Origin of the sequence: Agrococcus sp. Ld7, assembly GCF_045064095.1 — a bacterium.
Lineage (GTDB): Bacteria > Actinomycetota > Actinomycetes > Actinomycetales > Microbacteriaceae > Agrococcus.
In genome coordinates this window covers 56,306-81,323 of the sequence record NZ_JBISGY010000002.1, presented here as the reverse complement: position 1 = coordinate 81,323, position 25,018 = coordinate 56,306, and the positions used below count along the sequence as shown (strand labels likewise).

The window sequence follows — 25,018 nt, the reverse complement described above, 5'->3', positions numbered from 1 at the left end:
GCACGGGCGGTCGGCGTCGCGGCGCGCGACACACCGCATCCGCTTGACTCTGTTCGAACGTGTGTTCGATCATGGACGCGTGACCAGTGAGACGATCGAGCGCGGTGCCGAGCCGCAGGGCGCCCGCCCGCGCGATGGCCGGGTGGGTGTGCTCCGCGTGCCCGACTGGCCGGTCGTGGTCGCGCGCCAGACCGGGGCGCTGCCCGCCGGCGGTGCAGTGGGTGCACCGGGAGCGGTCGTGCACGCGCTGCGCGTCGTCGCCTGCGACGCGGGCGCTCGCGCCGACGGCGTGCGGATCGGCATGCGGGTGCGCGATGCGCAGGCCGCGTCACCCATGCTCGCGCTCGCGCCCGCCGACCCGGTGGGGGAGGCGCTCGCCTTCGAGCGCGTCGTGCGTGCGGTGCTTGCGGTGGTGCCGGCGGCGCAGCCCGTCGGTGACGGCGCGCTGGCCTTCCGGATGCGGGGCGCGAGCAGGTTCTACGGCTCGGAGTCGCGGGCCATCGAGGCGGTGCGCGCCGCGCTCGTGCCGCTCGGGCTGACGGCGTCCTTCGGCGTCGCCGACGACCGCTTCACTGCGGAGCTCGCGGTGGGGGCGGGCAGCGAGACGATCGTGCCCGTCGGTCGCAGCCGTGAGTTCCTGAGCTCGCTGCCGGTGGGCGTGCTGGGCGATGACGAGCTGCCGAGCATGCTCCACCGCCTCGGGGTGCACACCCTCGGCGGCTTCGGGCAGCTGCCCGACGACAGCGTGCGCGACCGCTTCGGACCCGCGGGGCTCATTGCGCTCGCTCGTGCTCGCGGGCTCGACAACCGTCGCGTCGACGAGGCGGGGCTGGGCGAGGAGCGCGCGCTGCAGCTCGTCTTCGAGCCGGGCATCGAGGGCGTGGCGGAGCTGGCGCTCGCCGTGCGCGAGCCGGTCGACCGCTTCGTGCGGCAGCTGGCGGAGCAGCGGTTGGTGTGCAGCGAGATCCGCATCCTGCTGCGCGGCGAGGAGGGGCGCGTGAGCGAGCGGCTCTGGCGCCAGCCCGGGTTCCTGCGCGCGGGCGACATCGTCGATCGGATGCGCTGGCAGCTCACCGAGAGCGACCTGGGCTCGGCGCTCGTCGAGGTGCAGGCGAGCCCGGAGCGCCTCGACGCCGCGACCTCGCACATGCCGGGCCTGTGGGGCGGTGGCGACATCGATGACCGCACCAAGCACGCGCTCGAGCGGCTGCAGCGCATGCTCGGCCGCGAGGCGGTGCTGACCGCCGCGACCGGCGGCGGCCGGCTGCTCGCCGAGCGGGGCGTGCTCACGCCCTGGGGCGATGCGGCGCCGGCGCAGGTCGCCGGGCCGTGGCCGGGCGCGCTGCCGGCCCCGCGGCCGAGCGTCGTCTTCCGCCCGCCGCTGCCGGTGCTGCTCACCGACGCGGAGGGGCACGCGGTCGAGCCGGGCGCGCTCGACGTCCGCGACGCATCCCCCGCTGTCTTCTCGCCGCCCGCGGCGCCGCGGCGCCGGGTGGTGGCGTGGGCGGGCCCGTGGCCGATCCGGCGCCGCGAGCTCGGCGACACGGTGCATCGCGTGCAGCTGCTCGACGGCGAGGGTGAGGCATGGGTGCTGCTGCACGCCGACGGCGCGTGGCTCGCGGAGGGCCGCTATGCGTAGCGCCGCGGGGCCGAGCGCCGCGGGGCCGAGCGCCGCGGGGCAGTCGTCTGCCGCCATGACGTCGTCGTCTGCCGCCGTGGCGTCGTTCGTCAACCGACCCTGTGGTCTGGCGAGCCGATATTCCGGCTGAGGGACCACAGGGTCGGTTGACGAACGGGCGGACGGACAGGACAGGGAGAGGGGGACGCGGATGGCCGGCTGGAACAACCCGTCGATGCCCTGGCGCGAGCTCGAGGGCCTCCTCAGCGACCGCGATGTCAGCGCCGGCAGGACCGCCGTCGCCGCCGAGCTCGACGAGGCGCGGCGCCCGCGGATCCGCGTGCCGGATCAGGGGGCGGCGACCCCCTATGCAGAGCTGCACGCGCACTCGCACTACTCCTTCCTCGACGGCGCCTCCAGCCCAGCGGAGCTCGTCAACGAGGCGCGCAGGCTCGGGCTCGAGGCGCTCGCGCTCGTCGATCATGACGGGCTCTACGGTGCGGTGCGGTTCGCCGAGGCGGCCGCAGAGGCCGAGCTGCCGACGGTGTTCGGCACCGAGTTCACGCTCGGCCTCGAGACGCCCCAGAACGGCATCCCCGACCCCGACGGCAGCCACCTCGTGGCGCTCGCGACCGGCCCGGCCGGCTACACCGCGCTCGCCACCGCGCTCACCGACGGCTACCTGACCTCTGACGTGCACGGGCCGGGCGAGAAGGGCAGGCCGGTGTTCGAGCTCGAGCAGCTCGCCGAGACGGCGAGCGGGGAGTGGATGGTGCTCTCCGGATGCCGCAAGGGCAGCGTGCGGCAGGCGCTCGAACGGCATGCCTCGACCGCACAGGGAGCGGATGCCGCTGACGCGGAGCTCGACCGGCTCGCGTCGCTGTTCGGCCGCGACCGCGTCGTGGTGGAGCTCAGCGACATCGGCGACCCGCGCGACTTCGAGCGCAACCGGGTGCTCGCGCGTCTCGCCGAGCGTCGAGGCCTGCCGGTGATCGCGACCACCAACGCGCACATCGCCTCTCCCGCCAGGCAGCGGCTCGGGGATGCGGTCGCTGCGGTGCGGGCGCGTCGTTCTATCGACGAGCTCGACGCCTGGCTGCCCGCCGGCGGGGTGCCGTCGCTGCGCTCCGGTGCCGTCATGGCGCGTCGCTTCCGCGCCTTCCCAGGCGCGATCGACACCGCCGCGGCGCTCGGCCGCGAGCTCGCGTTCGACCTGCGTGCCGCATCCCCCCGGCTGCCGAAGGTCGAGGTGCCGGATGGGCACACGCCGATGAGCTGGTTGCGCGCGCTCGTCGCCGAGCGACTGCCTCGCGTGTACGACCTCGTGGACGGCCGACCGAGCCCCGATGTCGCTGCCCGGCTCGAGCACGAGCTCGGCCTCATCGACCAGAAGGGCTTCGCGGGCTACTTCCTGATCGTGTTCGAGATCGCCGAGTTCGCGCATGATCGGGGCATCCTCTGCCAGGGCAGAGGGTCGGCGGTGGCGAGCGCGGTCTGCTTCATCCTCGGCATCACCGCCGTCGACCCGATCCGCTTCCGGCTGCCCTTCGAGCGCTTCATCTCGATGATGCGCGAGGAGGAGCCCGACATCGACATCGACTTCGATGCCGGCCGTCGCGAGGAGGTCATCCAGCACGTCTACGAGCACTACGGCCGACGCAACGCGGCGCAGGTCGCCAACGTCATCACCTACAGGCCCAAGTCGGCGGTGCGCGATGCCGCGAAGGCGCTCGGCTACGCCGTCGGGCAGCAGAACGCCTGGTCGAAGTCGGTCGAGTCGCGCTCGGAGGCCCATGCCCCCGGCATCCCCGACGCGGTCATCGAGCTCGCGGGGGAGTTCCTGCACGCGCCCCGGCACCTCGGCATCCACTCCGGCGGCATGGTGCTCACCGAGGAGCCGGTCGGCTCGGTCTGCCCGATCGAGCCGGCGCGCATGCCCGGGCGCACGGTGCTGCAGTGGGACAAGGACGACTGCGAGTGGATGGGGCTCGTGAAGTTCGACCTGCTGGGCCTCGGCATGCTCAGCGCGCTGTCGCACACGATGGCGCTGGCAGCCGAGCAGCTGGGGGAGTCGTGGACGCTCGCGTCGATCCCGCTCGAGGAGGCGGGCGTGTTCGACATGCTCTGCGAGGGGGATGCCGTCGGCATCTTCCAGGTGGAGTCGCGGGCGCAGATGGCGACGCTGCCGCGCCTGAAGCCGCGCTGCTTCTACGACCTGGTGGTCGAGATCGCGCTCATCCGGCCCGGCCCGATCCAGGGCGGTGCGGTGCACCCCTACATCCGTCGTCGCACGGGCGCAGAGCCGATCACCTACCCGCATCCGCTCCTGATCCCGGTGCTCGAGCGCACGCTCGGCGTGCCGCTGTTCCAGGAGCAGCTGATGCAGATGTCGGTCGCGGTGGGCGGCTTCGACGCCGCTGAGGCCGATCAGCTGCGGCGCGCGATCGGCTCGAAGCGCTCGCGCGATCGCATCGAGGCGCTGAAGGCGAAGCTGTTCGCGGGCATGGCGGCGAACGGTGTCGAGCCGGATGTGGCCGAGTCGATCTATCGGAAGATCGAGGCGTTCGCGGGCTTCGGCTTCGCCGAGTCGCATTCGCTCGCGTTCGGGAAGCTCGTCTATGCCTCGTCGTGGATGCGGCTGCACTACCCGGCGGCGTTCCTCGCCGGGCTGCTGCGGAGCCAGCCGATGGGGTTCTGGTCACCGCAGACGCTCACGGCGGATGCGCTGCGGCACGGCGTCGAGACGCTGCGGCCCGACGTGGTGCGCTCTGCGATCGCCGCCGGGATCGAGCCGAACGGGCGCGCGGCCGGCGGCGACGACGCATGCCTGGCGCGCGAGCAGCCGCCGGTGCCGCCCGTGGCCTCCGAGACGCTCGCGATGCGCGCCCGCCACCGGCGCGACGGTGCCTTCTCGGTGCGGATGGGCCTGTCGAGCGTCACCGGGATGGGCGCAGCCGCCGCCGGCCGGATCATCGCGGCGCGGGAGCAGTCGCCGCTGCGCGACATCCACGATCTCGCCCGGCGGGCCGATCTCGATCGGGGCGAGCTCGAGGCGCTCGCGACCGCCGGCGCCCTCGAGGGGCTGGGGGTGAGTCGTCGCGAGGGGCTGTGGCTCGCGGGCCCCGCTTCGACCGAGCGCGAGGACCAGCTCGAGGGCTCGCAGGTGAGCCTGCAGCCACCGCTGCTGCCGATCCTGAGCGCCGAGGAGCAGGTGGCGCTCGACGTCTGGGCGACCGGGGTGACGCCCGGCGACCACCCGGTGCGCTACGCGAGGGAGATGCTCGATGGCCGCAGTGTGCTGCCGATCGCCGCTCTGGCGCAGGCGGAGGAGGGGCGCCGCGTGCAGGCCGCGGGCATCGTCACGCATCGGCAGCGGCCGAGCACGGCGCAGGGAGTGACGTTCATGAACCTCGAGGATGAGACGGGCATGCTGAACGTCATCATCTCGAAGGGCCTGTGGGCGCATGCGCGGCAGGTGGCGCGGCATGCGCCGGCGCTCATCGTGCGCGGGATGCTGCAGCGCACACCGGAGGGCGTGATCGCGCTGCTGGCCGACCGGCTCGACCGCTTCGACGTGCCAAGCCCCCGCTCCCGCGACTTCCAGTAGCCCGCCCCGTAGGTCGAGGAGCGGGCGGCGGCGCGCCACCCTCGTAGATCGAGGAGCCCGCTGCGTGCCCCACCCTCGTAGGTCGAGGAGCGGGCGGCGAAGCCGCTCGCGTCACGAGACCGGAACCATTCGCCTGCGGTCTCGTGACGGCGGCGTCCCTTCGGGCCGCCACCTCCTCGACCTGCGGCGTCCCATCCTCGTAGGTCGAGGAGCGGGCGGCGGAGCCGCTCGCGTCACGAGACCGGAACCGTTCGCCTGCGGTCGTGACGGCGTCGTCCCTGCGGGCCGCCACCTCCTCGACCTGCGGCGGTGGGTCTCGAGAGCGGGGCCGTCCGCTGGGGCCGCCTCCTCGACCTGCGGCGGGCCTACGGCTGACCGGCGACGGCGGCGCTACGCGGGGAGCGCCACACCATCGCGCCAGACGCCGCGCACCTCGAGATCGTCGTCGAGCTGCACGAAGTCGGCGCGTCCGCCCACGCCGAGCCGGCCGAGATCGTCGCGGCCGATGGCGTCGGCGGGCACGCGCGTCGCCCCGTCCAGCGCGGCCGCGAGCGGCACACCCGCGTCGACGAGCACGCGCAGCGCGCGATCGAGGCTGAGCGTGGAGCCGGCGATCGATCCGCCGTCCGCCAATCGCGGCAGGCCGTGCTCGACCACGACGTCGAGCGACCCGATGCGGTACGGGCCGTCGGGCATGCCAGCCGCCGCCATGGCGTCGGTCACGAGTGCCACGCGGCCGGGTGCCGACTGGAGCACGAGCGCCAGCATCTCCGGCGCCACATGCTCCCCGTCGGCGATGACCTCCAGCGTGACGCGCTCGTCGAGCAGCGCGGCCGCCATCGGTCCGGGGGAGCGGTGGTGCATCGGGGGCATGCCGTTGCAGGCGTGGGTGAGCAGCGTCGCACCCGCGTCGAACGCGGCACGGGCGGTTGCGGCGTCCGCGCCCGTATGGCCGACCGCCACGCGCACGCCGGCCTCGACGAATCGGCGGATGGCGTCGATCGCGCCGGGGAGCTCCGGTGCCATCGTGATCTGCAGGATCTGCCCGACGCCCGCCTCGAGCAGCCGCTCCACTGACTCCGGATTCGGCTCCTGCAGCGCTCGCGGATCGTGGGCGCCGCGATGGCTGTCGGCGAGGAACGGACCCTCCAGGTGCACGCCCAGCAGCGCGGCGTCCGCCGCGCATCGCGCGGCAGCGGCCGCGACGCGGGGGAGGAGCGTCTCGAGCGGCGCCGTCACGAGTGACACCGCCTGGCGCGTCGACCCGTGGCTCGCGCGGAACGCACCGATCCGCTCCCACGCAGGCGCGTCGTCGTCGAAGGCGGATCCGAGTGCCCCGTGGCAGTGGAGGTCGACGAAGCCGGGCACGAGGGTGCCGTGCAGTGCGAGGTCCGGTGCGCGCGGCGGCGCTCCCTGACCGAGTGCGGTGATGGCGCCGCCGACGCTGTCGACCCAGGCATCCGGCACCAGCTGCCCGTCGATGAGCGCGCGGTCAGACGTCAGCAGCAGGCTCGACTGGGTCATGCCGTCAGCCTAGAGCGCACGCGATGAGGGCCCGCACCCCGTCGGGATGCGGGCCCTCACGTCAGCTCAGCAGCTGGTGCGCCACGCCTCGGGCGAGAGCGCGGGCAGCCCTCCGACGTTGTAGACCGCGACCGGAGCGAGCTCCGCGATCTGCTCCTCGACCGACAGGAGCACGCAGGAGCGCACAGCCAGCAGCACCGGCGCGTCGTGAGCGCCGGCCACCATCGAGGCCGACAGCGCGTCGGGGAAGTTCAGCCCCGAAGCCATCGCGATCGCCTGGTCGTCGCCCGGCGTGATGAACCGCGAGACGAGCATGGCGTTCGTGGCGTAGCGGTCGGCACCGGCCAGTCGCGTCACCGTCACGCCGGTGTCGCGGTAGCCGCGCAGCGCCGCGTCCGAGACCGACGGCTGCCCGCCGAGCACGGTCGCCGACTCGATCCCGATGGTGGTGAGCGCGGCGATCGTCACACCGTCGGCTCGCGCCTGCGGGGTCAGCAGCACCGGAACATCGCCGAGCACGGCAGCGGTGCCGCTCGCGGAGACCGCGTCGGCGAACACCTGGCCGCTGGCGATGAACGCCTCGGTCGCGTCGTCGAAGTAGCGCTCGGCGATCATCGCGGCCGTCTCGTAGCGGTTCTGGCCCGCGATGCGCTCGACCCGCGCGTTCGGCACGATCTCGAGCACCTGCGCGACGACCGCGGACGAGATCGACGGCGTGCCGCCGATGATCGTCACGGATGCCGGCTGCAGGCGCTCCAGCTCGTCAGCGGTGAACGACGGCAGCGCATCGGCGCGCGTCAGCAGCAGGCTCGCGTCGACGCTCGCCGCCGCCGGGCCGGCCGCAAGCGCATCCGGGAACAGGTCGCCGGAGGCGAGCAGCACATCGGCGCCAGGCTCGAAGGTCGCAGCCGAGACCAGCGCGTTCGTCTCGTAGCGGTTGACGCCGGCGAAGCTCTCGACCACCGTCTCCGGCGGCACGGCCATCTCCCAGTCGAGGCCGATCACGACGGCGTCGTGGTCGCTGGCTCGATAGGGGTCGGGCGCGAACAGCGCATCCTGGGCATCCTTCTTGAACGCCATCGAGTAGTCGATGATGCTCGGCTCGTCGGCGTTCGCGTGCCACGCCTCGGCACCGGCGACGAACGGGAGCATCGCCGGGTCGGCGAGCCCGTAGTCGAGGTAGCCGAGCTGACCGTCGAAGACGTAGGTGTAGGCGTCCTCGCCCTGGAACTCCTCGAGCAGGTCGGTCCAGCCAGCGTCCTCGAGCGTGGTGATCGGGTCCTCGTGGTCATACGAGTTCAGGTCGCCGATGATGAGCGACCCGTCTGCCTCGACACCGGTGGGGCTGCCGGCCATCCAGTCGGCCAGCGCGGCTGCAGCCTGGGTGCGCACCTCGTTGCAGTTGCCCTGCTCGGGCGAGCCCTGGTCGCCATCGCACGCTGAGCCCTTCGACTTCAGGTGGTTGACGGCGACGGTCAGCACCCGGTCGGTCGCGAGGTCGCGGAACGACTGCGTGAGCGCCGGGCGGTTCTTGCCGTCGTCGAACCGTGCATCGACCGACGAGTCGAGTACTGCGAAGTCGCCTTCGGGAGCGACGAGCGCCGGCTGGTAGATGACCGCGGTCGTGATCGCGTCGGTGCCGATCGTGCCGGTGTCGATGCCGGCCCACTGCTGGCTGCCGGCGGCCTCGTTCAGCGCGGCCACGAGCGCGTCGAGCGCGGCCCCGTCGTTGTTCTCGATCTCGAGCAGGCCGACGACCGCAGAGCCCAACTCGTTGATCGCGGCGACGATCTTCGCCTCCTGGCGGTCGAACTCCTCGGCCGTCTCCGCGCCGCGGCTGCCCAGGGTGGTGAAGTAGTTGAGCACGTTGAACGACGCGATCTCGAGCGATGCGCCCTCGATCTCCGGCGCCGCCGGACGCTCGTTCACTGCGCCGTACGTACCGGCATCGGTCGGCTGCACCGCCCAGGTGTCGAAGCGCCAGTCGAGCACGCCCGTGATGCCGGTGATGGTGTCTCCGCCGCGGAATGCGTTCTCGAGCGTGAACACGTCCTGGTTCGCGGGGTGGATGGCGGGGTCGGGGTTCTGCGCCGAGCGGCCGTCGTCGATCGTGATGCGGTTCACCGCGTTCGCCGCGGCGATGGCGGCAGCCTCAGCCGAGCCGGGTGCAGCGACAGCCGTGGGCTGCATCTGACGCTCGGTGCCGACGACCACCTGGCCGAAGCGGCCGTAGTTGAAGTACTCGAGGATCGACAGCGTCTGCGGCAGCGTCACGAGCATGCTCTCGGTCGGCTCGTGGTCGGCGATCGGCAGCACGAGCTCGGTCGCGGCGGGCATCGTGCCCGCACCGCAGTCGAGCAGCGCGACGTTCGAGATCTGCGTCATGCCGAAGTTCTCGCCCGCGGTACCCGTCACCTGCACGAGGTCGCCCTCGGCGACCTCCGCGGCGTCGGGTGCGTAGACGAAGATGCCGTCGCTCGTCGCGCTGTCGGCGTCGCCAGCGTCCTGCAGGGTGAAGCCTGCGAAGCCACCGTCCTGCCAGTCGCCCACGACGGTGCCCTCGACGGTCACGGTCTGGCCGCTGAGCGGCGTCGCCTCGCCGTCGCCCTGCACCGCGCCGATCGCGATCACGGCATCCGAGCCGCAGACGCCGTCGGTCGGGGGCTCCTCGAGCTCGAAGACCTCGTTCGAGGCGCCGGGAGTGTTCCAGGCGATGCCGTTCGCAGGCGGGCCGTCGAAGCCCTCGAAGCCGGCCTTGTTGTAGTCGTTGCGCACCCAGTCGCCCGCGGCATCCGTGTCGGTGCCGTCGGGGATGCGGCTGGCGCCGCCGACGGTCTGGGTGCCGCCGTCGAAGTTGGCGGCGAGCTCGGTGCCGTACGCGACGTCGCCGGTGGCTCCGGCACTGACGCCGACCGCGTCGATGACGGTGTACTCGTTGCTCGCATCGATCGTGCCGTCGCCGTCGGCGTCGAGCTGCTGCTGCGCGGCGACGCTGCCGTCGATGAGCAGCACCGACGCTGAATTGTTCTGGAACGAGGCGGGGTAGACGACGCCGAAGCCGTTCGCGTCGAGGGTCGGTGCCGCGCTGACGTCCAGCACCTGTCCCTGCCTGTCGCCGCTGTCGCCTTCGACGATCACCACCTGGTGACCGCTCAGGTCGGTGCCGGGCGCGGCGTAGAGCTCGACGAACTCGTAGCCGGTGTCCGAACCATCGACGTTCGCCGAGAACTCGTTGATCACGGGATGATCCGCGGCGACTGCCGGGGTAGCGACGATGCCGGTCAGGGCGAGCGCGGCGACTGTTCCAGTGCCGAGCAAGGTGCGTGCGCGCATGAATCCACTCCATCGGGGACTAAGGGGTGCGCTCAACCTAACCCGGTCCGCCGACGTTTGCGAGAGTTCCGCCCGAATACGCGATGAATCTTCGGTTCGCGCGACCGCGGGGTCAGCGGAAGATGATCGTGCGCTGCCCGTCGAGCAGCACGCGGTCCTCGGCGAACCACTGCACGGCGCGCGAGAGCGTGCGCGACTCCTCGTCCTGCCCGATCGCGACGAGCTGCGCAGGGGTGTCCGTGTGATCGACGCGCACCACGTTCTGCTCGATGATCGGACCCTCGTCGAGGTCGCTCGTGACGAAGTGGGCGGTGGCGCCGATGAGCTTCACGCCGCGGGCGTGCGCCTGCCGATAGGGGTTGGCGCCCTTGAAGCCGGGCAGGAAGGAGTGGTGGATGTTGATGAGCCTGCCCTCGAGCGCCGCGCACAGCTCCGGCGAGAGGATCTGCATGTAGCGGGCGAGCACGACGAGCTCGACGCCCTCGGCCTCGACGACTTCCAGGATGCGGCGCTCGAACGCGGCCTTCGACTCGGCGTCCACCACCGGCGCGTGCTCGAAGGGCACGTCGTAGAAGGCGGCGAGCGAGCCCAGATCCGGGTGGTTCGACATCACGAGCGGGATGTCGACCGAGAGCTGCCCGGCGCGCTGGCGGAACAGCATGTCGCCCAGGCAGTGCGCGGCCTTCGACACCAGCACGAGCGTGGTGAGGGGTCGGCCGACGTCGTCGAGGTGCCACTGCATGTCGTAGCGCTCGATCACCGGGGCGAGCTGCGCCTCGAACTCGGCGCGCTCGGCGGACGCCTCCACCTGCAGTCGCATGAAGAACCGGTCGGTGTCGGCGGAGGAGAACTGCTGCGACTCGGTGATGTTGCCGCCGCAGTCGACGATGGCGCCGGAGATTGCGTGCACGATGCCCGGCCGGTCCTCGCAGACGAACGACAGGATCCAGTGGTTGCTCACCGGTCGAGTCTATGCGCGCCGGGCCCCATCACCGGCCGTCCCAGAGGCACGCTGCGGCGCCCCCGTGGCGGCATCCGGGCCCGTGAGGAACGCGTCGACCTACGCCTCGTGCTCGTGGAGCGCGGCCGCGATGCGGCCGATCGTCATGTCCACCTGGCCGGTGTCGTAGGCGCCAGCGCCGCGGTGCATGCGGAAGCGCACCTCGTCGGCGTCCTCGGCCAGCAGCCGCACGTCGCCGCCCGCGTCTCCCTGATGGGCGAGCAGCGTGAAGACCGCGAGGGCGAGCCAGTGATCGACCTCTGCGGCGTCGTAGCCCGCGTGGAACATCCCGCTGCCGGAGAACCGGGCGTCGCGTACCTCTTCTGCGGTGAGCACACGGCGACCGTAGTCCTCCAGCCTGATCGTCCGATCCGCGTAGGCTCGACGCTCGTGAGTGAGCAGACGACGACCGGCCAGCGTTCCGCGGGACCCTTCCCGATGGTGGCGCTGCTCGTGCTCGCGCTGTCGATCTTCGTCAACATCTCGATCGAGATGCTGCCGATGGGGCTGGTGCTGCCGATGAGCCGCGATCTCGGCGTCTCCGAGAGCGCGATCGGACTGCTGGTGTCGGTGTTCGCCTTCACCGTCGTCGCCTCCTCCACGACGCTCATCCGGCTCACGCGGCGCGTGCCGCGCCACACCCTGGTGGTCGGGGTGCTGCTGGTGTTCACCGCGTCGTGCCTCGCCACGGCAGTCGTGCCGAGCTACGAGTGGATCGTGGCGATGCGCATCCTCGGCGGCCTGGCGCACGGCGTCTTCTGGACGGTGGTGGGAGCGTACGCCGCCTACCTCGTGCCCCCTCATCAGCTGGGGCGAGCGGTCGCCATCACGAGCGCGGGAGGCTCGCTCGCCTTCGTGCTCGGGCTGCCGCTGTCGACGCTGCTGGGCCAGGCCGTCGGATGGCGCTGGGCGTTCGCGGTCTTCGGCGTCGCGTGCCTGCTCGCCGCGCTCGCCGTCTGGAAGGTGCTGCCGCCCGTCGACCACCTCAAGGACACCGCCACCACGGAGACCGGATCGATCGCGCTGCCGGTGGACCACCCTCGGGTGTCGATGAGCGGCATGGTCGTCGCCGTCATCTCGACGACGCTGGCGATGACCGGGCAGTACGCCTTCTACACGTTCATCGCGCCGTTCCTGGTGCAGCACGCGCAGCTGCCGGAGGAGTGGCTGAGCCCGGCGCTGCTCGCCTACGGCGTGATGGGCACCATCGCGGTGCTGATCCTCACCATCTGGCTCGGCGGACGCCCGCTGGCCGGGGTCGTGGCCTGCATGATCGTGATGCTGCTGACCATGGTGGTGCTCGCCCTCTCGACCGTGCTGCCGCTGACGTTCGCCGCCGTGCTCGTGTGGGGGCTGGCGATGGGTGCGCTGCCGCCGCTGCTGCAGACGCGGCTGCTGGAGGCGACGCCCGAGCGGCTGCTGCAGCCGGCCATGGCCTGGTACACCACGGGTTTCAACACCGGCATCGGCGGCGGCGCGCTGCTCGGCGCGATCGCCTTCGACACCTGGGGGCCCGGCTCGCTGCCGTGGGTGCTCTTCGGCGGCATCGCGATCAGCCTCGCGCTGATCGGCATCAGCCGCATCCGCAGGCCTGCCGCGGCCTGAGCGGCCGCGGCAGCGCTCAGACGGTCTCCGGCCGCTTCTGCCGGAACATCCGAGCCGGCTGGTCGTCGCCGTCCCATACCTGCGTGATGCCCCACGCGACCGCGGTGATCGGCACCGCGAGCACGGCGCCGACGATCCCGCCGAGCACCGTGCCGATGGTGAGCGCGATGAGGATGACGAGCGCGTGCAGCTTGAGCGAGCGGCCCATCACGACCGGCTGCAGGAAGTTGCCCTCGAGCTGGTTCACGACGATGACCGCACCCAGCACGATGAGCGCGGTGACCCAGTCGTTGGCAACCAGTGCGACGAGCGTCGCGAGCGCGCCGGCGAGTGTGGCGCCGACGAGCGGGATGAAGGCGAGCAGGAAGACGAGCACGGCGAGCGGCAGGGCGAGCGGCACCTGCAGGATCCAGAGCGCGAGCCCGATGCCGACCGCATCGACGAACGCCACGGTTGCGGTGCCGCGCACGTAGTCGCCGAGTGTCTCGACGGTCTTGCCGCCGATGCGCTTGCCGCGCGCGTAGGACTCGCCCTCGAAGGGGCGCAGCAGGAACTCCCAGATGCGCGGCCCGTCCTTCAGGAAGAAGAACAGCATGACGATCATGAGCACCAAGCCCGTGAGGAAGTTCGCGGCGGCGCCCACCCCGGCGAGCGCCCCGGAGCCGAACTGGGCGCTGGTGAGGAAGTCGATGACAGCGTCGCGCGCCTCGGTGATCTGCTCGTTCGTCGGGGCGAACGGCAGCGTCGTCACCCACTCCAGCACCCGGTCGAAGCCCTCGGTCGCCTGACTGACCAGCTCATCGAGCTGGTCGCGCACCGCGTTGACGATGAGCCAGATGACGCCGCCCAGCACGATGAGGATCGTGAGGAGTGCGGCGGCGGTCGCGAGCGCGGAGGGCACCCCCTTGCGGCGCATCCACCGCATGATGGGCGCGAACGCCGCGGCGATGATCAGCGCGAGCATGATGGGGATGATCACGAGCGTCAGCTGGATCATCGCGTAGATCACGCCGGTGACGACGATGAGCACGAGGATGACCTGCAGCGCTCGGGTCGCGAGCCGCCCGAACGAGTCGGCCCAGAGCGACCACGGCGGGCGCACGGGACGCTGCGCGACCGGCGTCGGCCGCTTCGGTGTGAACAGTCCCACGGTTCCCCCTCGGATGCGTTCCCCGAGGGTAGCGAGCGCCGGCTGGGAACCGGGGCGCGGCGCGCGTCAGTCCCGCGCGACCTCGTCGGGAACGGCGCCCCGCAGCGCTGCTCGCACGGCGGCGATGGCGGGGGAGCCGCTGGATGCGGCACGAGCGGCAGTGAAGATCTCGCGCCTCGGCGCGCCAGGCAGCGCGAGCGCCACGAACCGCACGTCGGTGCCCACCCAGGTGAGGTCGTTCATGATGCCGACCGCGTGCCCGGTCTCGATGAGCCGCATCTGCGCCTGCAGGTCGGCTGTGGCGAAGCGCACGTCGGGCTCGAAGCCCGCCACCCGGCACTGCTGCTCGCCGAAGTGGCGGGAAGCGGCACCGAGGGGCTCCATCACCCAGGGGTGCGCCGCGGCGTCCGCCAGGGAGCGGATGCCGCTGTGCGGCGGCACCGCGAGCCGCAGCGCATCCGTCATGAGCACCTCGCGATCGAGCCCCAGGTGCTGCGGGGCCGCGTGGCCCGGGTACTGCTCGGCGACCACGAGGTCGAAGTCGCCCACGTGGGTGTCGTAGAGCGCCGTCTCGGGCTCGCGCTGCACCATCTCGACGCGCACCTCCGGGGCCGACTCTCCCAGCAGGTGCAGCATGCTCGGCACGAGCGAGAGCGCGGCCGACTGGAAGACGGCGATGCGCACGGTGCCGATGGGGCGGTCGAGCGATGCGGCGACCGCACGCTCGGCGGTCTCCAGCTGGGCAAGGATGCCCTCGGCGTGCTGCGCGAGCACCTCGCCCTGCGGGGTGAGGGCCAACCGGCGACCCTGCTTGCGCGTGAGCGGCACGCCGACCTCGCGCTCGAGCGCCGTGAGCTGCTGCGAGACCGCGCTCGGCGCATATGCCAGCGCCGTCGCTACGGCGGCGATCGTGCCGCGCAGGCGCAGTTCACGCAGCAGTCGCAGGCGGCGCACATCGAGCATGATCGGGTCTCGCAAAGCATCAGTGGAAGCGATGGATACCCATCGTCAACCGTCACTGTACCTGAACGGTCTGGGGGTGCAGACTGGCGCTGCGCGCACCGTCGTGCGCGCGACCACGACCGCAGGAGGGGCCGCAGCATGGGCGCAGCCATCACGGGGAAGCACACCGACGCCACACAGACGGAAGCGCCGGGTGCGGAGCTCGAGCAGCTGCAGGCGCTCGCGCCGCAGATCGTCGCGCAGGTGCGCACCTGGCTCGAGCAGGCCGAGGAGATCCCGGCCGATGCGAGCGCCGAGCAGCTCGCGGGTGTGCTGCGCGACCCCAAGGGGCTCGACTTCGCGGTCGCCTTCGTCGACGGCGTCGTGCGCCCCGAGGATGTGCACGTCGCTGCGCGCACGCTGCGCGCGATCGCGGGCAACGCGCCCTCGTTCCTGCCCTGGCCGATGCGGCAGGCGCTCAAGCTCGGCGGCGGGGTCGCCCCGCTCGCGCCCCACATCGTGGTGCCGATCGCCCGCCGCGTGCTGCGGGAGATGGTCGGCCACCTCATCATCGACGCGACCGACGCCCGCCTCGGCGCCGCGATCAAGCGCATCCGCGCCACCGGCGCTCGCCTGAACGTCAACCTGCTCGGTGAGGCCGTGCTCGGCGAGCGCGAGGCCAGGCGCCGCCTGGAGGGCACGATGGCGCTCATCGAGCGCGACGACGTCGACTACGTCTCGATCAAGGTCTCGGCCACGACGGCGCCCCACCAGCCGTGGGCCTTCGACGCCGCGGTCGAGCACGTCATCGAACGACTGCTGCCGCTCTACCGACGAGCCGTCGAGACCGGCACCTTCATCAACCTCGACATGGAGGAGTACAAGGATCTCGAGATGACCATGGCGGTCTTCATGCGGATCCTGGAGACACCGGGGCTCGAGCACTACCGCGGCGGGATCGTGCTGCAGGCCTACCTGCCGGACGCGCTGCCCGCGATGCAGCGACTGCAGGCCTGGTCGGCAGAGCGCGTCGCGAACGGCGGCGCCCCCGTGAAGGTGCGCCTCGTGAAGGGCGCCAACCTGCCGATGGAGCGCGTCGAGGCGTCGATCCACGACTGGCCGCTCGCCACCTGGCACACCAAGCAGGACAGCGACACCCACTACAAGCGCGTGCTCACGTGGGCGCTCACGCCCGAGCGCGTCGGCAACGTCGAGCTCGGCGTCGCCGGCCACAACCTCTTCGACGTCGCCTTCGCCTGGCTGCTGGCGAAGCAGCGCGGCATCGCCACGGGCGAGTCGGCCAGGGGCCTCGAGTTCGAGATGCTGCTGGGCATGGCGCAGGGCCAGGCGGAGGTCGTGCGTCGCGATGTCGGCAGCCTGCTGCTCTACACGCCGGTCGTGCACCCGACCGAGTTCGACGTCGCGATCAGCTACCTGATCCGCCGTCTCGAGGAGGGCGCGAGCCGCGAGAACTTCATGTCGGCCGTGTTCGAGCTCGCGAGCTCTGAGCCGCTGTTCGAGCGCGAGCGCGACCGCTTCCTCGCCTCGCTCGACGCGCTGGCCGCCGAGGCGCCGGGCACGCACCGCGTGCAGGACCGCCGCGTGGCACCCGAGCCGGCCCCGACCTCGGGCTTCCGCAACGCGCCCGACACCGACCCCTCGCTGCCGGCCAACCAGGCGTGGGCCGCGGGCATCCGCGAGCGTGCGAAGACCTCGACCCTCGGTGTCGACACCGTCGAAGCGGCGACGCTGCGCGACGCCGACGCCCTCGAGTCCGTCATCGCGACGGGCGTCGCCGCGAACGCGTCGTGGAGGGCGCTCTCCGGCGATGAGCGCGCCGAGATCCTGCACCGCGCGGGCATCGAGATGGAGGCCCGTCGTGACGAGCTGATGGAGGTCGCGGCGAGCGAGGGCGGCAAGACCCTCGACCAGTCCGACCCCGAGGTCTCCGAGGCGATCGACTTCGCGCACTACTACGCCGAGCGCGCACGAGAGCTCGACCACGTCGACGGCGCCACCGCCGTGCCGTCGCGCCTCATCGTCGTCACGCCGCCGTGGAACTTCCCGATCGCCATCCCCGCGGGCTCGACGCTCGCGGCGCTCGCCTCCGGCGCATCCGTCATCATCAAGCCCGCCCGCGCGACCGCGCGCACCGGCGCGACGATGGTGGAGGCGCTCTGGGCCGCTGGCGTGCCGAAGGACGTGCTGCAGCTCGTGCAGCTGGGCGAGCGCTCGCTCGGCGACCGGCTGCTCGGCGACGAGCGCGTCGACCGCGTGATCCTCACCGGCGGCTTCGAGACCGCCCAGGCCTTCCGGCGCATCCGCCCCGACCTCAACCTGCTGGCTGAGACGAGCGGCAAGAACGCCATCATCGTGATGCCGTCGGCGGACTTCGATCTTGCCGCGAAGGACATCGTCTCGAGCGCCTACGGCCACGCAGGCCAGAAGTGCTCGGCCGCGTCGCTCGCGATCCTGGTCGGCCAGGCCGGCCGCTCGAAGCGCCTGCACAATCAGATCGTCGACGGCGTGCGGTCGCTCACGACCGGCTACCCGTGGGATGCCACGAGCCAGATGGGCCCGATCGTCGCGCCGGCGGAGGGCAAGCTGCTCGACGGGCTCACGAAGCTCGGCGAGGGCGAGCGCTGGATCGTCGAGCCGCAGCAGCTCGACGACGAGGGCAAGCTCTGGTCGCCCGGTCTCCGCGCCGGCGTGCAGCGCGGCAGCGAGTACCACCTGACCGAGTACTTCGGCCCGATCCTCGGGATCATGCGGGTCGACACGCTCGAGGAGGCGGTCGCGCTCGTGAACGAGGTCGACTACGGCCTCACCTCGGGCATCCACTCGCTCGAGCCCGACGAGATCGGCACCTGGCTCGACACCATCGAGGCGGGCAACCTCTACGTGAACCGCGGCATCACCGGCGCCATCGTGCAGCGCCAGCCCTTCGGCGGCTGGAAGCGCTCGGTGGTCGGCCCGACCACGAAGGCCGGCGGCCCGAGCTACCTCATGCCGCTCGTCGACTGGCGATCGGCGCAGGCGCGCGAGCTCGCACCCGTCGAGATGCTCTCGGTGCAGACGATCGTCGACGCCGTCGCGGCGCTCGCGAAGTCGTCGGATGCGTCGGTGTCGGCTGACGAGGCAGCGGCGCTCGGCCGCGCCGCGGGCTCCGACCAGCACGTGTGGGCGATCGAGCTGGGGGTCGCGCGCGATGTGCAGCAGCTGCTCGCGGAGCGCGACATCCTGCGCCACCTGCCGATGCCCGGCGTCGTGATCCGGCTCGCCGAGGGCGGCCGCGTGGCGCAGCTCGCGCGCGCGGTGATCGCTGCGCTGCGCGCCGGCGCCGAGGTGCGCGTGTCCACAGCGATCGAGCCCGCGCCGGCTGTGCGGGCGGCGCTCGCCGCGGCGAACGTGCCGGTCGAGGTGCAGGACGACGCCGCATTCGGACGTGCCGCTGCCGGCTTCGGGCAGGGGCGCATCCGCTTCCTGGCCGCGGACGATGCGGTCGCAGGCGGCGTGCGGGCGCTCGCGGAGGCCGTCAACGGTCGCCCCGACCTCGCGATCGTGGCGCACCCGGTGACGGAGGCGGGTCGCGTCGAGATGCTGCCGTTCCTGCGCGAGCAGGCCATCGCCATCACGGCACACCGCTTCGGCACGCCGAACCACCTCACCGACCACCTCATCTGAGGCGGCGGGCGGGCGGCCGTCAGAGCACGAGGTGCTGGCGGCCGTCGATGAGCTCGCGCGCTGCATCCAGGTGGCCTGCATGCGTCGACGTGTCGATGATCACGTGCATGAGGACCGCGGCAAGATCCTGGAACGCGTGATCGGGCCAGTCCGGCTCCGGTCGGGGCGGGCGCGCGTCGAGCGGCAGCGCGGCGATGATCGCGTCGGAGCGCTCGATCGCGTCGCGATACTCGCGTACGACCGCATCCGTCGACTCGTCGGGCGCCACGCGCCAGTCAGCGGGCCGGCCCTCGTCGAGCGCCGGGTCGTCGCCTGGCCAGTAGTCGAGCGGTTCGCCCGCCACGACCGTGTGGAACCAGAAGCGCTCGCCGCCGAGCGTCAGGTGCCGCACGAGCCCGATGGGCGACCATCCCGATGGCAGCGCCGGCGTGCGCAGCTGCTCGTCGGTGAGCCCGTCGATCGCGGTGAGGATGTGGCTGCGCTGCGCATCGAGCGCCCCGAGCAGCAGCGAGCGCGAGCGATCATCCGGATGCATGCGCCGATCCAAGCACGCGTTGCCGACCCTGCGCCGGTCGCGGCGAAGCTGAGCGTTGCCGCGCGACACTCGGTCGCGATCGCGCGCACCCCGCTGTTCATCTGTCTTCGCCCGACGCGCCGGTACCAAACTGTCGCCTGGCCACCCACGACGCGACACCGCGGTACCGGTACTGGCGCCGGCGTGCCGATCGCCCGTGCTCAGCCGGCGAACCAGCCCCCGTCGTTCGGGATGATCGCGCCGTTGACGTTGATCGCGGCATCCGAGGCGAGGAAAGCGATTAGGTTGGCCTGCTCGATCGCCTGCCCGTTCCGCAGCGCGGACTGATGCACGGGAGAGATCGCGGCGAGCCCCTCCTGGTCGATGTTCTGCTGCACGTCGGCGGTCATGACGTTCGTCTCGACTCCTCCAGGCGCGACAGCATTGGCACGGATGCCCTGCTTGGCGTAGGCGTACGCGGTATTGCGCGTGAGTCCCACCACACCGTGCTTCGACGCGGTGTAGGCGACGCCGGCCGCTGCCCCGGCGGCGCCCAGGCGGCGCTCCGTTTCGCGGACCCGAGTTCGGCAGGCGGCCCCGAGATCTCGGGCCCGCCTGCCGAATCGGGGTCCCGGTGCGCTGGGCGGTCCACGGCGGCATCCGCGGCTGCCGCCAGCCGCATGCTCGCGCGGGCTACCATGGAAGCGGCCGTGACTGGCGCATGGGTGGATCACCACCGGGGAGCGGCCGTTCTCGAGCCGCGCGCCTGGGCCATCAGCCAGCGACGCGCGCGAGCGCACAGCGAAGGAGCACCCGTGACCGACCGCCTGCCCAGCACGTTCAACTCGTCCCTCGCCGAGGTCGATCCCGAGATCGCCGAGGTGCTCCACCAGGAGCTGAACCGCCAGCGCGACTTCCTCGAGATGATCGCGAGCGAGAACTTCGTGCCCGTCGCGGTGCTCGAAGCCGCGGGCAGCGTGCTCACGAACAAGTACGCCGAGGGTTACCCGGGGCGCCGCTACTACGGCGGCTGCGAGCACGTGGATGTCGCCGAGAGCCTCGCGATCGAGCGCGCCAAGTCGCTGTTCGGCGCCGCGTTCGCCAACGTGCAGCCGCACTCGGGCGCCACTGCCAACGCCGCGGTCCTGCACGCCATCGCGCGTCCCGGCGACACGATGCTCGGACTGTCGCTCGACCACGGCGGCCACCTCACGCACGGCATGAAGATCAACTTCTCCGGCCGCCTCTACGACATCGTCGCCTACGGCGTCGACCCCGAGACGAGCCGCGTCGACATGGACGAGGTGCGCCGCCTCGCGATCGAACACAAGCCCAAGGTGATCGTCGCCGGCTGGTCGGCCTACCCGCGCCAGCTCGACTTCGCCGAGTTCCGCGCGATCGCCGACGAGGTCGGCGCGCTCCTGTGGGTCGACATGGCGCACTTCGCCGGGCTTGTGGCCGCCGGCCTGCACCCGAACCCCGTGCCGCACGCGCACGTCGTCTCCTCGACCGTGCACAAGACCATCGGCGGTCCCCGCTCTGGCTTCATCCTCACGAACGACGCCGACATCGCGAAGAAGATCAACTCCGGCGTCTTCCCGGGCCAGCAGGGCGGCCCGCTCATGCACGTCATCGCGGCGAAGGCGACCGCCTTCAAGCTCGCGGCCTCTGACGAGTTCAAGGAGCGCCAGGAGCGCACGCTGCGCGGCGCGCACATCCTCGCCGAGCGGCTCACCCAGCAGGACGTGCAGGACGCTGGCATCTCCGTGCGCTCCGGCGGCACCGACGTGCACCTGGTGCTCGTCGACCTGCGCGACGCAGCGATCGACGGCAAGCAGGCAGAGGATCTGTTGCACGAGATCCGCATCACCGTCAACCGCAACGCGGTGCCGAACGACCCGCGCCCGCCGATGGTGACCTCCGGCCTCCGTATCGGCACGCCCGCGCTCGCGACCCGCGGCTTCGGCGACGAGGAGTTCACCGAGGTCGCCGACGTGATCGCGCTCGCGCTGCTGCCGGGCGCCGACCTCGAGTCCCTGCGCGCGCGCGTCGCGAAGCTCGCCGACGCCTTCCCGCTCTACCCGGGCGTCGGCCCCTCCGGCCAGCCGGAGGCAGTGCACGAGCTCGGCTCCAGCGTGGACCGATGACGGCGCAGCTGCTCGACGGCAACATCACGGCAGCCGCCATCAAGGCGGAGCTGAAGGAGCGCGTGGAGGTGCTGCAGGCCAAGGGCGTCACGCCCGGCCTCGGCACCCTCATGGTCGGGGATGACCCGGCGAGCCACTCCTACGTCAAGGGCAAGCACCGCGACTGCGCCGAGGTCGGGATCGATTCGATCCGCGTCGACCTGCCCTCGAACGCTTCGACGGCTGACGTGCAGCAGGCCATCGAGGATCTGAACGCGGCGCGTGAGGTGACCGGATACATCATCCAGCTGCCGCTGCCGCCGGGGCATGACGAGCACGCGATGCTCGAGCTGATGGATCCGAACAAGGATGCCGACGGCCTGCACCCGACGAACCTCGGTCGGCTCGTGCTCGGCGTCGACGGCCCCATCGACTCGCCGCTGCCGTGCACGCCGGCCGGAATTGTGCAGATGCTGCGCCGCCACGACATCGAGATCGCCGGAGCGACCGTCGCGATCGTCGGACGTGGCCTGACGGTCGGGCGTCCGCTGGGGCTGCTGCTGACTCGCAAGGGCATCGACGCGACGGTCACGCTCTGCCACTCCCGCACGCCCGATCTCGCCGCGCACGTGCGCGAGGCCGACATCGTGGTTGCGGCGGTCGGCGTTCCGGGGCTCATCAAGCCCGACTGGGTGAAGCCGGGAGCCGCGGTGCTCGACGTGGGCATCAGCCGCGGGCTCTCTGCCGAGACCGGCAGGGTGAAGCTGCTGGGTGACGTCGACCCTGGCGTGATGGATGTCGCCGCCTGGGTCTCGCCCGTGCCGGGCGGTGTCGGCCCGATGACGCGCGTGATGCTGCTCGACAACGTCGTGCAGATGTCGGAGCAGGCCGTCCGCTCGCGGTAGGAACGTCGTAGGTCGAGGAGCGTGCGGCGGGGCCGTACGCGTATTCCGTAGGTCGAGGACCGTGCGGCGGAGCCGTGCGCGTATTCCGTAGGTCGAGGAGCGTGCGGCGGAGCCGTGCGCGTATTCCGTAGGTCGAGGAGCGTGCGGCGGAGCCGTGCGCGTCACGAGACCGGTTGGTGCTCCCGTCCGGTCTCGTGACGGCAGCGCGCCTGCGGCGCGGTGCCTCCTCGACCGTTGAGGTCGCGGTGCGTCCTTGACCTACGGCGCGCGCTACGGGGCGTAGGCGTCGCGGAGCGCGGGGTAGTAGTCGCTCCAGTCGGGCATCGGCGCTCCCGCGATCGCGGCGACCAGCCGATCGAGGTACCACTCCCAGCCTGCGGCCACGTCGGGCAGCATCTCCAGCGGCAGCTCGTGCTGCGTGAAGCGGATCAGCGTGCCGGAGCCGGGCTCGTGCCCGCCGTCCTCCAGTTCGACCTCGAGGCTCCAGCTGCCCGCCTCGTTCGTCGTCTGCACCACCAGGTGCGCCGGCGCAGCGCACGCGATGATCTCGACCGCGCTCGTCGCGTCGCCCTCCTCTGCGGTCATGCCGAGCACGACCTCCCCGGAGTCAGGGTCGCCCACGTAGGTGCCGAACCACATCCCCAGCTCGCGCGACTCCGAGAAGAACGGCCAGACGGCGATGGCGTCGGCGCCCACCTTGCGCTCGAGCATCAGTTCGCACGTGTCGCCGTGCTCGGTGACGGTGCCCGTCCGCTCGATGGCCATCGCGTGCTCCTCTCGGTGGGGCAGAGCCTACGCATGCGTCGCAGCGCACCGCCAGGGGCAGCGCCCGGTCAGCGGCCGATCGCGTCGACGTAGAGCTGGATGCGCTGCACATACGCCTCGGCATTGCGCGCGATCCCGTGCCGCTCGTCCTCGGTGGTCTCGCGGCGCACCTTGCCGGGCACGCCCGCGACCAGCGAGCCCTCCGGGATCACGGTGCCCTCGGTGACGAGCGCACCCGCGGCGACGATCGATCCCGCGCCGATGACCGCACCGTTCATGATGGTCGCGTGCATGCCGATGAGCACGTCGTCCTCGACCGTGCAGCCGTGCACGACGGCGTTGTGCCCGATCGAGACGCGCGCGCCGATCTGGAGCGGATAGCCGTGGTCGACATGCAGCGAGCAGGAGTCCTGCACGTTCGAGTCATCGCCGATCCTGATCGGCTCTTCCTCCGCACGCAGGGACGCGCCGGGCCAGATGCCGACCCGCTCGCCGAGCGAGACGCCACCGGTGATCACGGCGCCGGGCATCACCAGCGCCGACTTCGGCAGGTGCGGAGCCCGGTCGGGCAGCGGGATGATCGTGGCGCGCTCGTGGACGGTCATGGGGTCAGCGTACGCCGACTGCGGAAGCGGCGGCGCGGATGCCCGCGCGACGGGCGGCCCGCGGCGTACGCTCCCGACATGAAGATCTCGCCAGCCAGGATCACCGCACTCGAGCCGCACGAGGTGTTCGTGTTCGGCTCGAACGCGCAGGGCGCGCACGGCGCTGGCGCGGCACGCCTCGCGCACGAGCGGTTCGGTGCGCAGTGGGGGCAGGGCAACGGCCTGCAGGGGCAGTCATACGCCATCGACACGATGAGCGGACTGCCGGTGCTGCAGCGCGAGGTTGCCGCCTTCCTCACGTTCGCGGCCGCGCATCCCGAGCTCGAGTTCCTGGTCACCGAGATCGGATGCGGCATTGCCGGCTACTCGCCGGCCGATGTGGCCCCGGCGTTCCGCGACGCGAGCGCGAACGTGGCGCTGCCGGAGCGCTTCGCCGCCGAGCTCGGCAACCCGACGGCGTAGTCGAGCCCTCTGCGGCCCTCGCGCGGGCTCAGTGGTTCACGAGGTCGCGCAGGCTCAGCGGCGCTCGGCCGGTGAGCAGCTCGACGTCCTGGCTGACATGCGCGTGCTCGCCGCGCGCGATGGCGGTGTAGGTCGTGATCCAGCCCTCGAGCTGCCAGTCCGGCGCGCCGAAGTGCGCCCGGGACCGGCGGGCCTCCTCGACGGTCTCGTCCAGGTAGCGGATGTCGTCGCCGGTGGCCTTGCTGAGCGTCGCCGCGACGTCGGTGAACGACAGCGACTCGGGCCCGGTGATCTCGTACGTGCGACCCGCGTGCGCACTCGGCTCGCGCAGCACGGCTGCCGCCGAGCGCGCGACATCGAGCTTGGCGACGGCTGCGATGCGACCGCTGCCGCCCGGCCCCCGGATCACGCCCTCCGCGTCCGGCAGCAGCGCCAGGAAGTCGAGGTAGAAGTTGTCGCGCAGCATCGTCCAGGCCATGCCCGATGCGCGGATCGCCTCCTCGGTGGCGAAGTGGTCGCGACCGTAGCTGAACGTCATGTCTGGCGACGCGCCCTGGAACGAGGTGTAGACGATGTGCTCGACGCCCGCATCGGCGGCGGCGGCCACGAACGCGAGCTGCTGCTGCAGCCATCCGTCATCGTCGCTCGCAGACACCATCAGCAGCGTCCTGACGCCCTCGAGCGCGACGCGCGCCTGTGGGTCGTCGTACGAGGTCTCGATGACGACCGAGCCGAGGAGCTGCGGTGCACGCTTGGGCGACCGCACGAGCAGTCGCAGCGGCAGGCCACCGCGGGCGAGCTCTTCAGCGGTGAGCCGACCGATCGCGCCCGTGGCGCCCGTGATCGCAAGCGCCGGTGCATCGGTCATGCGGCTGTCTCCCTCTCGGCTCGGCGCTGGTCAGTGGACAGCCCGGACTCCCAAAAGTACGCGCTCGGAGTGCTCCCGGTGGGGCATTCCAGGCTGCCTGAGCCAACCCTGGGCGGGCCCTCAGCCGCGGCGGGCGATGGCGCGCGTGTCGGTTCGCCGCTCGGCGCGCGCGACGCGCGCGAGCGGAGTCGGCGTACCGTAGGTGCGGGCGATCGCCCGGCCCCCGTAGCCCAATCGGCAGAGGCGGCGGACTTAAAATCCGCGCAGTCTGGGTTCGAGTCCCAGCGGGGGCACCACGACCGCGCAGGCG

18 protein-coding genes, 1 tRNA gene and 1 riboswitch are annotated in these 25,018 nt (G+C 71.9%); of the genes, 8 read left to right on the top strand and 11 right to left on the bottom strand.

The genetic code is table 11. From position 1 onward, the window contains the following. Positions 1 to 79 precede the first annotated feature (79 nt). Positions 80 to 1,639: a DNA polymerase Y family protein gene (locus tag ACJJVL_RS00575; protein WP_405216065.1), complete on the top strand. Its 1,560-nt coding sequence runs from the start codon at positions 80 to 82 to the stop codon at positions 1,637 to 1,639. Between the two features lie 190 nt (positions 1,640 to 1,829). After that, positions 1,830 to 5,225, top strand: coding sequence for an error-prone DNA polymerase (locus ACJJVL_RS00570; protein WP_405216064.1), 3,396 nt, complete (start codon positions 1,830 to 1,832; stop codon positions 5,223 to 5,225). A gap of 390 nt (positions 5,226 to 5,615) precedes the next feature. Here the strand turns inward: ACJJVL_RS00570 and ACJJVL_RS00565 are convergent, their stop codons facing one another. The 4 genes from ACJJVL_RS00565 to ACJJVL_RS00550 form a co-directional block, all read right to left on the bottom strand. Beyond that, complete coding sequence (locus tag ACJJVL_RS00565; protein WP_405216063.1) at positions 5,616 to 6,749, bottom strand: N-acetylglucosamine-6-phosphate deacetylase; 1,134 nt, start codon at positions 6,747 to 6,749, stop codon at positions 5,616 to 5,618. Between the two features lie 66 nt (positions 6,750 to 6,815). Further along, complete coding sequence (locus ACJJVL_RS00560) at positions 6,816 to 10,082, bottom strand: ExeM/NucH family extracellular endonuclease (protein ID WP_405216062.1); 3,267 nt, start codon at positions 10,080 to 10,082, stop codon at positions 6,816 to 6,818. A gap of 112 nt (positions 10,083 to 10,194) precedes the next feature. Then, complete coding sequence (purU, locus tag ACJJVL_RS00555) at positions 10,195 to 11,043, bottom strand: formyltetrahydrofolate deformylase (RefSeq protein WP_405216061.1); 849 nt, start codon at positions 11,041 to 11,043, stop codon at positions 10,195 to 10,197. A gap of 99 nt (positions 11,044 to 11,142) precedes the next feature. Next, on the bottom strand, positions 11,143 to 11,418 hold the full coding sequence (locus ACJJVL_RS00550) for a DivIVA domain-containing protein (protein ID WP_405216060.1): 276 nt from the start codon (positions 11,416 to 11,418) through the stop codon (positions 11,143 to 11,145). Positions 11,419 to 11,472: 54 nt separating this feature from the next. On the opposite strand from ACJJVL_RS00550, the gene ACJJVL_RS00545 reads away from it, so the two are divergent. Then, positions 11,473 to 12,687 carry an MFS transporter gene (locus ACJJVL_RS00545; protein WP_405216059.1) on the top strand — a complete coding sequence of 405 codons (1,215 nt, stop codon included), beginning with the start codon at positions 11,473 to 11,475 and terminating at the stop codon, positions 12,685 to 12,687. Between the two features lie 16 nt (positions 12,688 to 12,703). Here ACJJVL_RS00545 and ACJJVL_RS00540 read toward each other — a convergent pair whose 3' ends face one another. Next, positions 12,704 to 13,837 (bottom strand): AI-2E family transporter, encoded by a 1,134-nt coding sequence (locus tag ACJJVL_RS00540; RefSeq protein ID WP_405216058.1) that lies wholly within the window; start codon positions 13,835 to 13,837, stop codon positions 12,704 to 12,706. Positions 13,838 to 13,903: 66 nt separating this feature from the next. Continuing rightward, entirely contained in the window at positions 13,904 to 14,800 is an 897-nt protein-coding gene (locus ACJJVL_RS00535) for a LysR substrate-binding domain-containing protein (RefSeq protein ID WP_405216296.1), read from the bottom strand. Between the two features lie 138 nt (positions 14,801 to 14,938). On the opposite strand from ACJJVL_RS00535, the gene ACJJVL_RS00530 reads away from it, so the two are divergent. Next, positions 14,939 to 18,463, top strand: a complete 3,525-nt coding sequence (locus ACJJVL_RS00530) for a proline dehydrogenase family protein (protein WP_405216057.1) — start codon at positions 14,939 to 14,941, stop codon at positions 18,461 to 18,463. Between the two features lie 19 nt (positions 18,464 to 18,482). Here the strand turns inward: ACJJVL_RS00530 and ACJJVL_RS00525 are convergent, their stop codons facing one another. Both ACJJVL_RS00525 and ACJJVL_RS00520 read right to left on the bottom strand, forming a co-directional pair. Continuing rightward, positions 18,483 to 18,998 (bottom strand): DinB family protein, encoded by a 516-nt coding sequence (locus tag ACJJVL_RS00525; protein ID WP_405216056.1) that lies wholly within the window; start codon positions 18,996 to 18,998, stop codon positions 18,483 to 18,485. A gap of 200 nt (positions 18,999 to 19,198) precedes the next feature. Further along, entirely contained in the window at positions 19,199 to 19,477 is a 279-nt protein-coding gene (locus ACJJVL_RS00520) for an SDR family oxidoreductase (protein ID WP_405216055.1), read from the bottom strand. Positions 19,478 to 19,677: 200 nt separating this feature from the next. Next, positions 19,678 to 19,756: riboswitch (ZMP/ZTP riboswitch) on the top strand. Positions 19,757 to 19,792: 36 nt separating this feature from the next. Between ACJJVL_RS00520 and glyA the strand changes: the two genes are divergently transcribed. After that, complete coding sequence (gene glyA / locus ACJJVL_RS00515) at positions 19,793 to 21,124, top strand: serine hydroxymethyltransferase (RefSeq protein WP_405216054.1); 1,332 nt, start codon at positions 19,793 to 19,795, stop codon at positions 21,122 to 21,124. After that, positions 21,121 to 22,008, top strand: coding sequence for a bifunctional methylenetetrahydrofolate dehydrogenase/methenyltetrahydrofolate cyclohydrolase (locus ACJJVL_RS00510; protein ID WP_405216053.1), 888 nt, complete (start codon positions 21,121 to 21,123; stop codon positions 22,006 to 22,008). The genes glyA and ACJJVL_RS00510 overlap by 4 nt, the downstream gene beginning before the upstream one ends. Positions 22,009 to 22,278: 270 nt before the next feature. Here the strand turns inward: ACJJVL_RS00510 and ACJJVL_RS00505 are convergent, their stop codons facing one another. Beyond that, entirely contained in the window at positions 22,279 to 22,773 is a 495-nt protein-coding gene (locus ACJJVL_RS00505; protein ID WP_405216052.1) for an SRPBCC domain-containing protein, read from the bottom strand. Positions 22,774 to 22,841: 68 nt separating this feature from the next. Beyond that, positions 22,842 to 23,378 (bottom strand): gamma carbonic anhydrase family protein, encoded by a 537-nt coding sequence (locus tag ACJJVL_RS00500; RefSeq protein WP_405216051.1) that lies wholly within the window; start codon positions 23,376 to 23,378, stop codon positions 22,842 to 22,844. Positions 23,379 to 23,456: 78 nt separating this feature from the next. On the opposite strand from ACJJVL_RS00500, the gene ACJJVL_RS00495 reads away from it, so the two are divergent. After that, positions 23,457 to 23,840, top strand: coding sequence for a hypothetical protein (locus tag ACJJVL_RS00495; RefSeq protein ID WP_405216050.1), 384 nt, complete (start codon positions 23,457 to 23,459; stop codon positions 23,838 to 23,840). A gap of 28 nt (positions 23,841 to 23,868) precedes the next feature. On the opposite strand, the gene ACJJVL_RS00490 is transcribed toward ACJJVL_RS00495, so the two are convergent. Next, on the bottom strand, positions 23,869 to 24,708 hold the full coding sequence (locus ACJJVL_RS00490; protein WP_405216049.1) for an SDR family oxidoreductase: 840 nt from the start codon (positions 24,706 to 24,708) through the stop codon (positions 23,869 to 23,871). A 219-nt stretch (positions 24,709 to 24,927) separates the two neighbouring features. On the opposite strand from ACJJVL_RS00490, the gene ACJJVL_RS00485 reads away from it, so the two are divergent. Further along, positions 24,928 to 25,004 (top strand) — tRNA-Leu (locus ACJJVL_RS00485). Positions 25,005 to 25,018: the final 14 nt, after the last annotated feature.

Excerpts from the sequence above, each read along its gene's own strand:
- ACJJVL_RS00505 (WP_405216052.1), bottom strand. The coding sequence starts at position 22,773 with ATGGCCATCGAGCGGACGGGCACCGTCACCGAGCACGGCGACACGTGC.
- ACJJVL_RS00495 (WP_405216050.1), top strand. The coding sequence starts at position 23,457 with ATGAAGATCTCGCCAGCCAGGATCACCGCACTCGAGCCGCACGAGGTG.
- ACJJVL_RS00510 (WP_405216053.1), top strand. The coding sequence starts at position 21,121 with ATGACGGCGCAGCTGCTCGACGGCAACATCACGGCAGCCGCCATCAAG.
- ACJJVL_RS00500 (WP_405216051.1), bottom strand. The coding sequence starts at position 23,378 with ATGACCGTCCACGAGCGCGCCACGATCATCCCGCTGCCCGACCGGGCT.
- ACJJVL_RS00490 (WP_405216049.1), bottom strand. The coding sequence starts at position 24,708 with ATGACCGATGCACCGGCGCTTGCGATCACGGGCGCCACGGGCGCGATC.
- ACJJVL_RS00560 (WP_405216062.1), bottom strand. The coding sequence starts at position 10,082 with ATGCGCGCACGCACCTTGCTCGGCACTGGAACAGTCGCCGCGCTCGCC.
- ACJJVL_RS00570 (WP_405216064.1), top strand. The coding sequence starts at position 1,830 with ATGGCCGGCTGGAACAACCCGTCGATGCCCTGGCGCGAGCTCGAGGGC.
- ACJJVL_RS00535 (WP_405216296.1), bottom strand. The coding sequence starts at position 14,800 with ATGCTCGATGTGCGCCGCCTGCGACTGCTGCGTGAACTGCGCCTGCGC.
- ACJJVL_RS00565 (WP_405216063.1), bottom strand. The coding sequence starts at position 6,749 with ATGACCCAGTCGAGCCTGCTGCTGACGTCTGACCGCGCGCTCATCGAC.
- ACJJVL_RS00530 (WP_405216057.1), top strand. The coding sequence starts at position 14,939 with ATGGGCGCAGCCATCACGGGGAAGCACACCGACGCCACACAGACGGAA.
- ACJJVL_RS00525 (WP_405216056.1), bottom strand. The coding sequence starts at position 18,998 with ATGCATCCGGATGATCGCTCGCGCTCGCTGCTGCTCGGGGCGCTCGAT.